General features: G+C 56.8%; 10 protein-coding genes. 7 read left to right on the top strand and 3 right to left on the bottom strand.

Annotated features, from left to right (window positions below; all coding sequences use genetic code 11):
- Window positions 1–144: 144 nt before the first annotated feature.
- Entirely contained in the window at window positions 145–1,788 is a 1,644-nt protein-coding gene (locus FYJ35_RS03450) for a hypothetical protein (RefSeq protein ID WP_154523160.1), read from the top strand.
- 186 nt (window positions 1,789–1,974) lie between these two features.
- Here FYJ35_RS03450 and FYJ35_RS03445 read toward each other — a convergent pair whose 3' ends face one another.
- Both FYJ35_RS03445 and FYJ35_RS03440 read right to left on the bottom strand, forming a co-directional pair.
- Window positions 1,975–4,320 carry an ABC transporter permease gene (locus FYJ35_RS03445; protein ID WP_154523157.1) on the bottom strand — a complete coding sequence of 782 codons (2,346 nt, stop codon included), beginning with the start codon at window positions 4,318–4,320 and terminating at the stop codon, window positions 1,975–1,977.
- A gap of 143 nt (window positions 4,321–4,463) precedes the next feature.
- On the bottom strand, window positions 4,464–5,165 hold the full coding sequence (locus tag FYJ35_RS03440; RefSeq protein ID WP_154523154.1) for an ABC transporter ATP-binding protein: 702 nt from the start codon (window positions 5,163–5,165) through the stop codon (window positions 4,464–4,466).
- 337 nt (window positions 5,166–5,502) lie between these two features.
- Between FYJ35_RS03440 and FYJ35_RS03435 the strand changes: the two genes are divergently transcribed.
- The 6 genes from FYJ35_RS03435 to FYJ35_RS03410 all read left to right on the top strand — a co-directional run bounded on the left by FYJ35_RS03435 (window position 5,503) and on the right by FYJ35_RS03410 (window position 12,450).
- Window positions 5,503–6,312, top strand: coding sequence for a threonine/serine exporter family protein (locus FYJ35_RS03435; RefSeq protein ID WP_328597031.1), 810 nt, complete (start codon window positions 5,503–5,505; stop codon window positions 6,310–6,312).
- A 136-nt stretch (window positions 6,313–6,448) separates the two neighbouring features.
- Entirely contained in the window at window positions 6,449–6,904 is a 456-nt protein-coding gene (locus FYJ35_RS03430; protein WP_154523151.1) for a threonine/serine exporter family protein, read from the top strand.
- 90 nt (window positions 6,905–6,994) lie between these two features.
- Window positions 6,995–7,888: a serine hydrolase domain-containing protein gene (locus tag FYJ35_RS03425; protein ID WP_154523148.1), complete on the top strand. Its 894-nt coding sequence runs from the start codon at window positions 6,995–6,997 to the stop codon at window positions 7,886–7,888.
- A 491-nt stretch (window positions 7,889–8,379) separates the two neighbouring features.
- Entirely contained in the window at window positions 8,380–8,859 is a 480-nt protein-coding gene (locus FYJ35_RS03420; protein ID WP_154523145.1) for an NADH-quinone oxidoreductase subunit NuoE family protein, read from the top strand.
- The gene (locus FYJ35_RS03415) at window positions 8,856–10,736 is read left to right on the top strand and encodes an NADH-quinone oxidoreductase subunit NuoF (RefSeq protein ID WP_154523142.1); all 1,881 of its coding nucleotides are present in this window, start codon (window positions 8,856–8,858) and stop codon (window positions 10,734–10,736) included. Before FYJ35_RS03420 ends, FYJ35_RS03415 begins: the two co-directional genes overlap by 4 nt.
- Before the next feature lie 13 nt (window positions 10,737–10,749).
- Entirely contained in the window at window positions 10,750–12,450 is a 1,701-nt protein-coding gene (locus FYJ35_RS03410) for a [FeFe] hydrogenase, group A (RefSeq protein ID WP_154523139.1), read from the top strand.
- Window positions 12,451–12,733: 283 nt separating this feature from the next.
- On the opposite strand, the gene FYJ35_RS03405 is transcribed toward FYJ35_RS03410, so the two are convergent.
- A complete protein-coding gene (locus FYJ35_RS03405) occupies window positions 12,734–14,590 on the bottom strand; it encodes an ABC transporter ATP-binding protein (protein WP_235906346.1) in 1,857 nt (618 codons plus the stop codon).
- Between the last annotated feature and the right edge of the window lie 121 nt (window positions 14,591–14,711).

Here is a 14,711-nt window from a genome sequence, read left to right as displayed (position 1 = left end):
CGGCTGGCAGATCGTGTATAATGATTCTGACAGCATAGCACAGAAAAGACAGTTGGGGAAAAAGGCTTCACCGGTAGGGACACGCGGGGTGAGGCGGTAGAAGACGTGTCAGACAATGCAGATGACTGCAGGAATGGAGGAAACATGAAAAAACAGATCAGATTGCTGACAGCAGCGGCGCTGTGCGCGAATCTGGCTTTTGCCGGGGCTGCTCCGGGATTTGCCGATGAGGCGGCAGCTCCGGCGGCTGAGACCGAGTCTGCTCTTCAGGCGGGACAGGAACTGGCTGGCGAGGTGCTGAATGCGGCGAATGAGGCCTGGAAGTTTTCCGGGACGATGGAGTTTGGAGACGGGCTTCTCTCTCTGATGTCCTCAGACGGAACAGATGTCAGCTGGCTGAAATCGGCCGGCGTGGAGGGAGTCGTCGCCGGGGGCGGGGATGGAACCGCAGATGCGAATGAGACGATTTCGCTCAACGGGACAGCAGTATGCGATGTACAGGCGAAATACGATGCAGAGAGCGGCAGGCTGTATTTCAGCTGCCCGGATCTGAAAAAGGGACCTGCATCCGTGGATCTGAACAAGATCTTCTCAGGCATGAAATCAGAGTTTCAGTCTGGATTCGGTTCCGGACTTGAAACAGGGATCCCTTCGGAGGATATGACCCGGCTTCAGAAGGAAGCAGCAGAGCTGTTCGGCTCGATCAGTTCAGATGAGTGGACAGATTTTATCGGCAGATATGCCGGAACCGTCATGGCAGGGGTCAAGACGGAGCAGGAGGGGGAGAGTCAGGTGACGGCGGGAAGCCTGAGTGATACGGTCACCAGGACGACGGTCTCCATTCAGCCGGATGCGATGGACAAGATTGTCAAGGACAGTGTCGGGACACTCCGTGAGGACCCGCTTGTTCTGAAGATCCTCGGAAGCGATTTCGCGGCGGATCTGGTATCGATGGCTGTGAAATCCGGATCGGATAAGACATCGGACGCCGGTACAGATAGCACAGGCAGTGTAACCGGCAGTCAGCTGGTTGAGATGTATCAGAGCGCGCTGGATTCGGCGAAGGACAATCTGTCAGGCCTCCCGGGCTTCTCTGTCAGCGTCGGCAACAACGCGGAAGGAAAGTTCACGAGTATGGATCTGAAAGTTCTGTACTCCGGAGTCGAGATACCGGTATGCACATTTGTGACAATCACCGACGGAACGAAGAATGCAACGGAGCTGGATCTTGGCGAGATGATCGCATCCTCCCTGCTGGGCGCAGCTTCAGGGGAAGGACAGTCCGACGTGGAGACGGAGACAGGTGCGCAGGATACCGCTTCATCCGGGAAGACAGGGCTGCTGATGGAGGGTACGACAGACGGCGGAAAGCTGAATGAGACGATGACCATCCAGGCAGCGGGAACACCGTACGCGACGGTGACAGTCAGCGACTGGGATATCGAAGGCATGAAGAGCGGAAAGTTTGCAGGCAGCGTCCTGGCGCAGCTTGGCGGTGAATCCGTCGGTCTTGACTTTGCGCAGTCTGATGCCGAAGGACAGAGCGTCAGCCTCCTTGTGAACGGGGAGATGTTTGTGAAGGTGACAGGCAGTGTAGGTACAGCGGATCCGTCCTCTGTTCAGAAACTTGACACAACAGGGGCAGTGGAGCTGAAGAGCAGCGATGATTTTGAGAAGTATCTCGCAGACGCGGATCCGTCCGGTCTTCGTGAAAAGCTTCAGGCGGCAGGAGTACCGCAGGAGCTTCTCGGGACAGAGACAGAGCAGGCAGCCGGGGCGGCCGCCTGAGCAGTAGGACAATAGAAAGCAAGGCCCAAAGAGCAGGGAGACGCGGAAAGCGTCCCCTGCTTTTTTTGAAGGCGACAAGCCAGAAGACATGATGCAGGTTTGCTTGCGTATCATGGCTCCTGGCGACCGCTCATCATCGAGTGCGGAGCACGAGATACAGGCGACCGCTCGTCATCGAGTGCAGAATCATTCCACAGCCTTGAGGGATTCCGCCATAGGGATTGCGCGAATGCGCTTTCTCATGAGGAGATTGACCATGTAGGCGAACAGGTTGGTGATCAGGACGGCAAGGACATAGCTGACCGGTCTGATCCGTGTCAGGAAGACCATATTGTCGACGAGAATCCGGCTCATCACGGCGCGGTGGAAGAGCATGCCGAGCGGAAGACCGATGAAGCTGGCAGCGAGTGAGAGAATCAGATTCTCACGGAGAACATAGCTGTCGGTTTCCTTCGGGTAAAATCCAAGGACCTCGACGGTTGCAATTTCACGGCTGCGCTCAGCCAGATTGATCGAAGTCAGGTTATAGATGACGATCAGCTCCAGCGCGCCTGAAAACAGGATCAGCAGAAGGACGATATAGTAGACGCAGGAGAGGGCCTTGTCTGACGTCTCTTTTGAGACAGACAGCAAGCTGACCTGCCGGATCCCCGGAATCCCGGCAATCTGCTGTGCGAGGGAGGCAGCTGCCGTTTCAGAAGAGGCATCCTTCGCAGTCATCTGAGCGTCAGGCGCCCGGATCAGAAGCGTGTCGGGTTTCCATTCCTCAGTCTGTTTTTTTAGCGTATCGGCATTCAGAATCAGAGCATTGTCGATATAGTTGTCAAAGATGCCGCTGACGGTGGCTGTGATTTCCTGATGTGCCGTGTTCTTTATGATCAAGGAGTCGCCGGCGGAGAGAGCCAGCTTCTGTGCGACTCTGGTGCAGACGAGTACCTCTCCGGGCAGTGGGAAACGGCAGACCTGGCCTGCCGTCTTCAGTGTCCAGAACGACAGGAAGGACTTCGGCTGGTCTGTACTGTAGAGTTTGACGGCTGTCATGGCGCTTTTATGTGCCTTGACGCTGACACGGGCCAGGCTGCAAGGGCAGACCGAAGAGCCTGCGGCGGTCCGGGAGAGCCTGGCTGTCACACTCTCCGTCTTCGAAGGCTGGACACTTGCCTCGATCTGGTAGCGCTGGATCGTCTTGTACTGGAGATCGGTGATCCCGATCAGGGAATCCTTGACGCCGAATCCGGTCAGTACAAGCGCTGCGCAGCAGCTGATGCCGACAAGCATCATGAACAGGCGCTGTTTGTAGCGGAGCATGTTCCGGAGCGTGATTTTGTGGAGAAATGAAAGCCGTTTCCACAATGGGGTAACGTGTTCAAGCCAGATTCGTTTTCCGCTTTTGGAGACGCCTGGGCGGATGAGCTCTGCAGGCCGGATTGACAGTTCACTGCGGACAGAGAGCCAGGTGCAGAGCAGGATGCCGGTGATTGATACGGCGCCCGTCAAGCCTGCAATCGGCAGGCTGAAGATATACTCGATTCTGGCAAAGCCATAGACGGAGCTGAGGGCAAGCCAGAAGACCTTCGGGATGAGAAGGGTGCCGGCGAAATATCCGACCGCCCAGCCCAGAAACGCTGCACTCCCGGCGTACAGAAGGTACTTGGCGCTGATCTCCGCAGTTGAAAAGCCAAGTGCCTTGAGCGTCCCGATCTGCGTGCGCTCCTCCTCGACCATCCGCGTCATGGTTGTGACGCAGACCAGCATGGCGATCAGGGCAAAGAACAGTGGGAATAAATCTGCGATACCACTGACGATCGAAATGTCATTTTTGAAACTGATGAGACTGGAATGATCTTCCCGGGTGAGGACGTAGATGTGAAGGGATCTGTTTTCCGCGAGGCTGGTGACGCGGTCTCTGACCTTCTCCACCCGTGTTTCATACGCTTCGCCGGTGTGCGGGATTTCAGGATCAAGCGTGAGATCGATCTCTGTGAATGCAATACTCAGAAATGCGCGCTTCGGAACAAACAGAAAGCCATCGAGCTTGCCAGCGCCGATGGTGGTGCTCCCGCGGCTTGTGCTCAGCCAGAGCGGAGAATCACACAGGCCAACGATGGTGAATGTCTTTGTATCCAGAAAGCCGGCGGCCTGATCGGATTTTGTGGTGTCGACCGTCAGCTTTTTTCCAATGTCAGAGAACGAAAAGAGCCTCCTGTCGGCCAAACATTCGGATGCAGTCTTTGGCATGCGGCCGGCCGTCAGAGACGGAAGATTGACCGTATTCTGGAGCGACTGGATACGGAGCGCATAGCGCTGCGCCGCGCCGGAAGAGGTTCTGCTTTCCGGATCTGCTTCAGATCCTGCGCCCTGCATTGAGGCAACTTCTACCATGGCGTCTGTGCCGGTACCGCCCTCAGCAGTGGCAACCCCTTCGATGTCTGAGAAGGCCCTGACGTCGGAGGACAGTAGAAAATTGCTGCTGAGAATCCGGATATCGTAAAGTTTCTGACGGCTGAGATAGTCGTCGCAGGTCCGCTGCATCGCCGGCTTGGTGATTTTGAGGCCGGCGAAGAAGCCTGTGCTCAGAAAAAAATCAGAAAAAGCGCAAGATACCGTCCGGAAAATGTGCGGATGCTGCGCTTTGTCAGCTTGAAGATGGCACGATGGGTTTTCATAGCGGCACCTCACCACTCAATCTGGTCTGCCGGGATGACAGCTTTATTTCTTTCATTCGACTGGATGCGGCCGCTGCGGATCCTGATGATCCGGTCTGCCATCGGTGCGATTGCCTGATTGTGCGTGATGATCATGACGGTCGTATGGTGTTCGCGGCTTAGCCGGTGGAGCAGCTTCAGAATTCCTTTGCCTGTTTCGTAGTCGAGGGCGCCGGTCGGCTCGTCGCAGAGCAGGAGCTTCGGATTCTTTGCCAGGGCGCGCGCAATGGCGACGCGCTGCTGCTCGCCGCCGGAAAGCTGGGCCGGAAAATGTCCGCCCCGATCCTTCAGGCCGACGAGGGAGAGCGCCGTCGGCGCGTCGATCGGGTTCTTGCAGAGCTGCGCGGCAATTTCGATGTTTTCGAGCGCTGTGAGGTTCGGAATCAGGTTGTAGAACTGGAAGACAAATCCGACGTCATGCCGGCGGTAGTCGACCAGCCTGCGGTCACTGAGCGCCGAGACTTCCGCACCGTCCACAAGGATGCTGCCGGATGTGACGGCGTCCATCCCGCCAAGCAGGTTGAGCAGCGTCGTTTTTCCGGCACCTGAGGAGCCCAGCAGCACGCAGAATTCTCCCTTCTCTACGCTGAACGAGACGTCATTCAGCGCCCTGACAGGGACTTCACTCGTTCCGTACAGCTTCGATACATGATCAAATTCGATATACGCCATGATACCCACCCGGCCTTTCTGATCCTGTTTTGTCTTCACTCCACTATATCATGGAGTCATACACTTTTGTGCGGGAGGACATTGAATTCAGTGCACCTGCATTGGGAAAGCCGTCCCGCACGCCTGCCCGCTGCCGCTGCCCGGGATTCATCTGGAATGCGCCGCATTTACACAGCGAAAGCTGTGCCCGGAGATCGGACTGGATCACCTCCGGGATTCGGAAAGGCTTCGGAAGCAGCCCGGAATATCAGCCGGAACGGTATTTGAAAATATTTCGGAATTATGAAAGCATTTCAGCAATTTCCGCAAATATTATTCTGTCAGATGGAGTATAGTTGTGCTCGAAGCGATGATGGCAGAAAACACAAAGGGATGGAAAATGAACCGGGACGAAGCGGGAGAATACCTGTACTGTGCACTGGATATCGGTCAGCTGCTTCTTGCCAGCGGCGCGGAGGTGAACCGGGTCGAGGATACAATCAGCCGGGTGATGGCGGCGGCCGGTGTTCCGAAGGTCGAGGTGTTCTCGATCACGTCGAACATCACGGTGACTGCGCACCTGGATGGCTTCCAGACGCTGACCCAGATGCGGAGGGTGTACGCGATCCACACCAATATGCGGCGGATCGAGGAGCTCAACCAGCTTTCGAGGGATATCTGCGCAAAGAAGCTGAAGCCGGAGGAAATCCGGGACAGGATCGAGCACATTCAGGAGGAGAAACCGGCAAACAGCCGCCTGCTTCCGGTCGGATATGCCATCGTATCAGGTGCATTTGCACTGTTCTTCGGCGGCGACCTGAACGATTTTGCGGCTTCCGTGCTGATCGGATTTCTTCTCTGTTACATCGAGCGGCTGATTTCAAGGTTCACGGACAATATCCTGATGACAGCGCTGATCTGGTCGACAGCCGGCGGCTTTCTGGCACAGCTGACAGTCCTTTCAGGGCTGGGACATCACGCAGACCTCATCAGCATCGGCAACATCATGCTGTTCATCCCCGGAATCGCCTTCACAAACTCGATCCGGGACATGTTTGTCGGCGATACCATCACCGGCCTGATCCGGTTTATGGAGTCGATTCTCCTGGCGGGCATCATCGCGGTCGGGTTCACGCTGGCGGGGCGCATCCTGACCGGGCTGCTGTAATAAGTGTGCGGCAGGATAATGCTTCCGGGATGTGCAGGGGCAGTCCGTTGGAAAGTGCATGACAGGGAAAGCGCAGGGTGCAGTCCGTTGGAAAGTGCATGACAGGGAAAGCGCAGGAGGAGAGTGAGGTTACTGTATGGAAGTCTGGAAGATTGTGCTGCAGTTTGCCACGGCAGTGGCAGGCTGTTTTGGATTTGCGATCGTGTTTCATGTCGGACGCAATGAATGGCTGGTCGCATCTTTGGGCGGAGCGGTATCCTGGGCAGCCTATCTTTTGATGCTTTCTGTATCCGGGAATGACTATGCAGCGGCTTTTGTCGGGTCATCGGCTTCTGCCTTCTATGGTGAAATGATCGCCCGGAAGGTTCATGCTCCTGCGACAGTCTTTACGGTGATCGCCTTCGTTCCGCTGATTCCCGGAGCGTCCCTGTACCGGGCTGCCGATGCACTGATGAACGGGCACAGCGGGGCAGGCAGACGCCTGGCGGTTTATACACTTGCATTTGCAGCCTGCATGTCAGCCGGCGTCGTTGTCACAACCCTGATTCTTCGGAAGATCGGGAAAGCCAGAGCAGGCAGGATAGCCGGATGAGCGTCTGTCACTCCGTCCGGAAATCGCGTATACTGTTCCTGACATGAAATCGGCAGCGGGTGTCTGCCTGATCGCAGAAGGAGAATGAATATGAGCATCATCGATCTGAGTGGTTTTTGCCGGAAGGCAGAAGAGAATCACGTACTGGGTGTTGTGATTCAGCAGCATGGAAAGGAGATCGCAAGGCAGCTGTGGGATGCCGCGAGGCGCCGTGATGTCTACTCGGTCAGCAAGAGCTTTACGTCTGTGGCGGTCGGGATTGCGCAGCGGGAGGGGCTTCTGTCGCTGGATGAGAAGCTGACGGATGCCTTTAAGGAAGATCTTCCGGACTTTGTCAGCCCGCATCTGGAGAAGGCTACTGTCCGGGACCTTCTGACGATGTGTCTCGGCCAGGAAAAACCCTTCCTGATGGGCGCTGACCGGCCATTTTATCCCGAGACCGACTGGGTGAAGCTGGCGCTTGCGCAGTCCTGGGTCTGTGACCCGGATACGACATTTTTGTACAATAACGCCGGTCCGTATCTGGCCGGCATGCTTGTGCAGCGGCGGTCCGGCTGCGACCTCATCCACTATCTGATGCCTCGACTGTTTGCGCCGCTCGGTATTCACCTGCCGACCTGGGAGATGGATCCGCTTGGCAACAGTTACGGGGCGGGCGGACTGTTTCTGAACATTGACGAGCTGGCAAAATTCGGGCAGCTGCTGCTTCAGGATGGAAGATGGAACGGAAGACAGCTGATTCCGGCGGACTGGGTTCATGAGGCAGGAAGAAAGCAGGTGGACAACGGGGAGGATGGCTACGGCTACCTGTTCTGGATGGGACCGCATGGCAGCTTCCGGGCGGACGGCAAGTACGGCCAGTTCGTGATTGTCATGAAGGATATGGACGCTGTCGTTACGATCATGTCAGAGAGCCACACCGAGCGGAATATCCTGAATGCCGTATTTGAGGAACTCTACCCGCAGCTGGAGGCGGCAGACTGAGCCGGTTTTATGGGCGGACATCACAAAAAAAATCACAGAAATTTCTGAGAGATATCATGGAATTCTGACACCAATTTTACAGGCGCAGGCTATACTGTTTCACGGATGCCGGAAGGATGCACAGTACGCGCTGTGGATTCCCGCGAAAATCAGCATGGCCTGCGCCTCAGGACAGGTGGAAAACCTACGGGATGCAGTCCACGACCGACTTTCGGGCTTTCTTACCCGATTCTTTTTGAAGGGGTCAGAAACAGCGGACAGACGGCATTGCATGCAGATTCATCATTCTGCAATAAATTGATGATTCAAATCTGGAATATCTGAACAAATCATTCCAATACCGTGACATATCTCATTTTTTGTAAGGTATATTCTCCAAATAATTGCGAAGATAATGATAATAATGTTATAATCTCCTCAAGTGTTTAAACAAGAGCGGATCGCTTTCCGGATGCCTGAGCCGGAAATCTGACAAAAAGGAGGAGACGGATATGCTGGAGCAGTCCTGCTATGATCTGGCGGACAGGTGCATAGCAAAACATGGAGCAAAGCCATCCTCGCTCATCCCTGTGATGGAGGACATCCAGGATGAGCTGCGCTATCTCCCGGGGGAGCTGTTATCCTATGTAGCGGAAAAGATCGGCGTCAGCGAGGCGGAGGCCTACGGCGTTGCGACATTCTACGAGAATTTCTCATTTGAACCGAAGGGGAAGTTCGAGATCAAGTGCTGCGACGGGACAGCCTGCCATGTAAAGAAGGGAATTGCCGTGATCGAAGCCCTCCAGAAGGAGCTGGGGCTTGGCAAGGACAAGCATACGACGGACGATATGCTGTTTACGCTGGAGACGGTTTCCTGTCTGGGCGCCTGCGGACTGGCGCCGACCATGATGGTCAACGGGAAAGTTCACCCGCACATGACACCTGACTCTGCTGTCGCGCTGGTCAGAGAATTGAGAGGTGAGGAATCATGACGATCGCATCGAGAGAGGATCTTCAGCGTGCGCGTCTTGACGCTGACCGGGAGATGAAGAAACAGGATGTCCGCGTGCTGGTATGCGCGGGAACAGGCTGCGTAGCCTCGGGGTCAGAGGCTGTCTTTGAGGAGTTCAGGAATCAGCTGGAAGGAAGGGAAGGGATCTCCCTCTCCTTTGCGCCTCACGAGCATACGAAAGTGGCGGCGGTCTGCCATACAGGCTGTCAGGGCATCTGCGAGATCGGCCCGCTTGTCCGGATTCAGAGCGGGGATCAGGTCATTCAGTATGTGAAGGTGCAGCCGTCAGATGTCAGTGCAATCATCATGAGGACCATCCTGCACGGCGAGGTCATCGACCACCTGCTTTATCACCAGCAGGCGCAGTATGTCAGTCCGGACGATATTCCTTTTATAGCGAAGCAGACGCGGGTCGTTTTGTCCAACTGCGGAAAGTACGAGCCGGATTCGCTGGCGGAGTACATCTACTCGGGCGGCTTCTCGGCGCTGGAGAAGGCGCTCTTTGATATGACACCACAGCAAGTGATCGAGGAGGTCTCGAACTCGGGACTCAGAGGACGCGGCGGCGCAGGATTCCCGACCGGGCGCAAGTGGTCGCAGGTCGCCCGGCAGAAGGACCCCGTCCGCTATGTTGTCTGCAACGGGGACGAGGGTGATCCGGGTGCCTTCATGGACGGATCGGTCATGGAAGGCGACCCGTACAAGATGATCGAGGGCATGATGATTGCAGCCTACGCTGTGGGGGCGCAGGAAGGCTATATCTATGTCCGGGCGGAGTATCCGCTGTCGGTCGCACGGCTTCGGGAAGCGATCCGGAATCTGGAGGAGGCCGGGCTTCTGGGATCGAACATTCTCGGAAGTTCATATTCCTTCAGGCTGCATATCAACCGCGGAGCGGGTGCTTTCGTCTGCGGAGAAGGGTCGGCGCTGACCGCTTCCATCGAAGGAAAGCGCGGGATGCCGCGCGTCAAGCCACCGCGGACGGTCGAGCACGGGCTGTGGGCAAAGCCGACGGTTCTGAACAATGTCGAGACGTATGCGAACGTCCCGCGCATCATCACCGACGGTGCCGCATGGTTCCGCTCCATCGGTTCTGAGAACAGCCCGGGGACGAAGACCTTCTCTCTGACAGGCGCAATCCAGAATACCGGTCTGATCGAGGTGCCGATGGGAACGACCATGCGGCAGATCATCTATGATATCGGGGGCGGTATCAAGGACGGGGGAACCTTTAAGGCGGTTCAGATCGGCGGCCCGTCCGGCGGATGTCTGACGGAAAAGGAGCTGGACGTCGGACTGGACTTTGAGTCAGTTAAGAAGTATGACGCGATCATCGGATCAGGCGGCATGGTCGTCCTGAACCAGAGCTCTTGCATGGTCGAGGTTGCCCGCTTCTTTATGGGCTTTACTCAGCGTGAATCCTGTGGGAAATGCACGCCCTGCCGCGAGGGAACCAAGCGGATGCTGGAGATTCTGCAGAAGATTGTCGACGGAAGAGGAGAGATGAGCGATCTGGATGAGCTGGATGATCTGGCGCAGATGGTCCGTTCCATGTCGCTCTGCGGTCTTGGGAAGAGCGCGCCGCTTCCTGTCATCAGTACACTCCATCAGTTTCGGGATGAATATGTGGAGCACATCGTGGACAAGAGATGCCGCGCGCATGTCTGCGCGAAGCTGCGCCGCTTCATCATCGACCCGGACAAGTGTGTCGGCTGCGGAAAGTGCGCGCGCAACTGTCCGGCAGGCGCGATCATCGGCGCGAAGAAGATGCCGCACAAGATTGTCACGGATGCCTGCATCCGCTGCGGAAGCTGCCAGGAGAACTGCGCGTTTGACGCGATCTATATCGAGTACTGAGGAGGGGTGAGAGATGGGGGTCATGACAATCAATGGAAGGCGTGTTGCCTTCACAGATGAGAAGAATGTGCTGTCCGTCATCCGCAAAGCGGGGATCAACATCCCGACTCTGTGCTATCTGTCGGAGATGTCGACCTTCGGAGCCTGCAGACTCTGCATGGTGGAGGACGAGCGGGGGAAGATGTTTGCGTCCTGCTCGGAGGTTCCGAGGGACGGGATGACAATTTATACAAATACAGTCCGCCTTCAGAAGTACCGGAAGATGATCATTCAGCTGCTTCTGGGCTCGCATGACCGGGACTGCACGACCTGTGCGCAGAGCGGGGACTGCCGGCTGCAGGATCTGGCGCACAAGATGAACATCACCTCCGTGCCTTACCACGACACGCGGGATGTGCACACGATTGACACCAGTTCGCCGTCGATTGTCAGAAACATGAACAAGTGCATCCTCTGCGGCGACTGCGTGAGGGCCTGCTCGGAGCTGCAGGGGCTCGGCGTTCTGGAGTTTACGAGAAGAGGGGCGGACGCCCTGGTCTCGACGGCGTTCGACCGCCCGATTGCCCAGACCAGCTGTGTGAACTGCGGCCAGTGCCGTGTCTACTGTCCGACCGGAGCGATCACGATCCACTCCAACGTGGATGAGGTCTGGGAAGCGATCGGCGATCCGACGGTCCGGGTTGTCGCGGAGATCGCGCCGGCTGTCCGGGTCGCTGTGGGAGACGCATTCGGCATGAAGGACGGCGTCGGCGTGATGGGCATGATCGTGAACGCGATGCACCGGATGGGGTTTGACGAGGTTTACGATGTGACGCTGTCGGCGGATCTGACCATCATGGAGGAGGCACAGGAGTTTCTGGAGCGGCTGTCGGAGAACCGGAATCTGCCGCTGATGACATCCTGCTGTCCGGCGTGGGTGAAGTTCTGCCATGACCAGTATCCGGAGTTTGAGAAGAATGTCTCAACCTGCAGAAGTCCGCAGGGCATGATGAGCGCGGTCCTGAAGGAGTATTACAGGGATCCGGAAAATTCGCAGGGTAAAAAGACGGTTGTCGTTTCGGTGATGCCGTGCACGGCGAAGAAGATGGAGATCCGCTGGAAGAGAAATTACACAAGAGGGCAGCAGGATACGGATATCGCGATCACTTCGACGGAGCTGATCAATATGATCCGCGATTTCGGCCTGGAGCTGGGAGATCTCGATCCGGAGGCCTGCGACATGCCGTTCGGCCTCGGTTCGGGCGGCGGCGTGATCTTCGGAACGAGCGGCGGCGTGACCGAGGCGGTTCTCAGGAGGCTGGCGCCGAATCACAGCAAGCAGCTGATGGACAACATCGCCGACTGCGGCGTCAGGGAGAAGAAGTGGATCCGGGAGTTTACGGTCAGCTACAAGGACAGAGACCTGAGGATCTGTGTCGTCTCCGGGCTTGGAAATGCAAGGATCGTGCTCGACAGGCTCAAGGCCGGGGAGGTGCAGTATGATCTGATCGAGGTCATGGCCTGCAGAGGCGGCTGTGTTATGGGCGGCGGACAGCCGGTTATCCTCGGGCGCACACCGCGGGATGCCCGCACGGCAGGACTCTATCGAATCGATAATAATGAATCTGTCCGGAAGTGCGATGAGAATCCGCTCGTCCAGAACCTGTACAAGGGCATGCTGAAGGACAAGGCGCACGAGCTGCTGCACGTACATGCAGCAGAAGAAACCCGGTAACAGGGCGCGCAGCTGCAGGCTTTGGCATGTGCAGGGGACAGACCTTGATCCGTTCACGAGACATATGGAGCCGGTAAAGGCTTTCGCATATACATGCACAGACAGATGATGCCGGTATCCGATGCCGTGGCCTGCAGAGAACCGAACATACAGAAAAAAGCCAGCCGGAGCAATGCAGCCCCGGCTGGCTTTATTTCGAAGACGGCGAGTCAGAAGCCATGATGGAAGCTTGCCTGTATATCATGGCTTCTGGTGAACGCTGACAGAAAATAAGCGAAGAACCTTACTCCAGCTCGAATGCGCCTGTATAAAGCTGGTAGTAGACGCCCTTCTGGGCGATCAGCTCGTCATGCGAGCCGCGTTCGATGATTCTTCCGTGGTCGAGCACCATGATGGCGTCTGCGTTGCGAACGGTGGAGAGTCTGTGTGCGATGACGAAGACGGTGCGTCCCTTCATCAGGTTGTCCATGCCTTTCTGGACAAGGGCCTCGGTTCTGGTATCGATGGAGCTGGTTGCCTCATCGAGGATCATGACTGGCGGGTCAGCGACCGCCGCGCGGGCGATGGAGATCAGCTGGCGCTGCCCCTGTGAGAGCTGCGCGCCGTTTCCGGTCAGGAAGGTGTCATAGCCGTCCGGAAGCCGGGTGATGAAGTCATCGGCGTTTGCAAGCTTCGCGGCGGCGATACATTCCTCGTCGGTCGCATTCAGGCGGCCGTAGCGGATGTTGTCCATCACGGTACCGGTGAAGAGATTGACATCCTGAAGCACGACGCCCAGTGACCGCCTCAAGTCGGGCTTCTTGATCTTGCGGATGTTGATGCCGTCGTAGCGGATCTTTCCGTCCGGGATGTCGTAGAACCTGTTGATCAGATTCGTGATCGTCGTCTTTCCGGCGCCGGTGGCACCGACGAAGGCGATCTTCTGGCCCGGCTTTGCGTAGAGCGTGATGTCGTGAAGCACCAGCTTGTTCGGGACGTAGCCAAAGTCGACATTGAACATCCGGACATCACCCTGCTGCGGCGTGTAGGTAAGCGTCCCGTCATGATGCGGATGCTTCCACGCCCATTTCCCGGTCAGATGGTCTGCCTCATGGATGGTTCCGTCCTTGTCATAGTCTGCATTGACCAGCTCCACATAGCCGTCGTCTTCCTCGGGCTTTTGGTCCATCAGCTCAAAGACACGCGAGACACCTGCAAGGCCGAGTGCAATCATAGAGACCTGCATGGATGCCTGGCCGATGGACTGCGCCAGCTGCCTGGTCATGGCCAGAAATGATACAATCACGCCGATTGTGACGGTGTCGATCCCGGTCAGTGTCAGGTTCGGCGCCTTGAGCGTCACGAGAAAGCCGCCCAGGATTGCCAGAGCGATGTACATGATGTTTCCGACATTTCCAAGAATCGGCATCAGCATGAAGCCGGCGCGGTTCGCGCGGTCACTGTCCTCGAAGAGTTTCTGGTTAAAGGTACGGAAGTCAGCCTTCGCAGCCTCCTCGTGGTTGAAGATCTGGACGACCTTCTGACCATTCATGATTTCCTGAACGAAGCCCTCCTCGGCAGCCAGTGATTTCTGCTGATCGACCATACCGCTTGCGGAACGTCCCGCGAAGGTTTTCGAAATCCGGCTCATGACGTACATGAAGAACGCGACGCCGATGGTCATCCAGACAGAGAACTTCAGCATGGAGATGACGATCGCGATGACGGAAAGGCCGGTCTGATAGATCATCGGGAGCGACTGACCGATCATCTGCCGGATCGCATCCGTGTCGTTGGTGTAGGTGGACATGATGTCGCCGGTCAGGTGCTGGTCGAAATAGCGGATCGGAAGCGTCTCCATGCGGTCGAACATGTCATCCCGCATGTGCTTCAGCGTGCCCTGCGTTACCGTCGCCATGATCTGGGTATAGATGTTGGAGGCAATGACGCCTGCCGCGTACACGGCGATCATGGTTCCGATGATGGAGAGCAGCTGCGGATAGACTGCCTGCAGGCCCTTGGTCAAGCCGGGCGTGATGGCGGTGTCGACGAGGGTCTGCAGGAAGACCGACGCGATGACGCCTGAAAGCCCGGAGACGGCGAGGCAGATCAGGACGATGACAAGGCGCCATTTGTAAAAATGAAACATATATTTCATCATCCGGCTGAAGGTGCCGGGCTTTACCGGCGGACGCCCCGAGGGCTGCTTTTTCCCGGAACGGACCTTGTCTGCGCTGCGCGGATCCGAAGCCAGGGCTTCAGGCTTCGCCTGAGCCGCTGTG

The organism is Porcincola intestinalis (genome assembly GCF_009696445.1).
GTDB classification, from domain to species: domain Bacteria; phylum Bacillota; class Clostridia; order Lachnospirales; family Lachnospiraceae; genus Porcincola; species Porcincola intestinalis.
Note: the sequence above shows the minus strand (reverse complement) of the source record. Positions and strands in the feature narration are given on the sequence as shown.

Bases quoted from the DNA above. Each gene is read 5' to 3' on its own strand.
- FYJ35_RS03450 (WP_154523160.1), top strand. From the start codon at position 145: ATGAAAAAACAGATCAGATTGCTGACAGCAGCGGCGCTGTGCGCGAAT.
- FYJ35_RS03445 (WP_154523157.1), bottom strand. From the start codon at position 4,320: ATGCAGCGGACCTGCGACGACTATCTCAGCCGTCAGAAACTTTACGAT.
- FYJ35_RS03440 (WP_154523154.1), bottom strand. From the start codon at position 5,165: ATGGCGTATATCGAATTTGATCATGTATCGAAGCTGTACGGAACGAGT.
- FYJ35_RS03430 (WP_154523151.1), top strand. From the start codon at position 6,449: ATGGAAGTCTGGAAGATTGTGCTGCAGTTTGCCACGGCAGTGGCAGGC.
- FYJ35_RS03425 (WP_154523148.1), top strand. From the start codon at position 6,995: ATGAGCATCATCGATCTGAGTGGTTTTTGCCGGAAGGCAGAAGAGAAT.
- FYJ35_RS03420 (WP_154523145.1), top strand. From the start codon at position 8,380: ATGCTGGAGCAGTCCTGCTATGATCTGGCGGACAGGTGCATAGCAAAA.
- FYJ35_RS03415 (WP_154523142.1), top strand. From the start codon at position 8,856: ATGACGATCGCATCGAGAGAGGATCTTCAGCGTGCGCGTCTTGACGCT.
- FYJ35_RS03410 (WP_154523139.1), top strand. From the start codon at position 10,750: ATGGGGGTCATGACAATCAATGGAAGGCGTGTTGCCTTCACAGATGAG.
- FYJ35_RS03405 (WP_235906346.1), bottom strand. From the start codon at position 14,590: ATGATGAAATATATGTTTCATTTTTACAAATGGCGCCTTGTCATCGTC.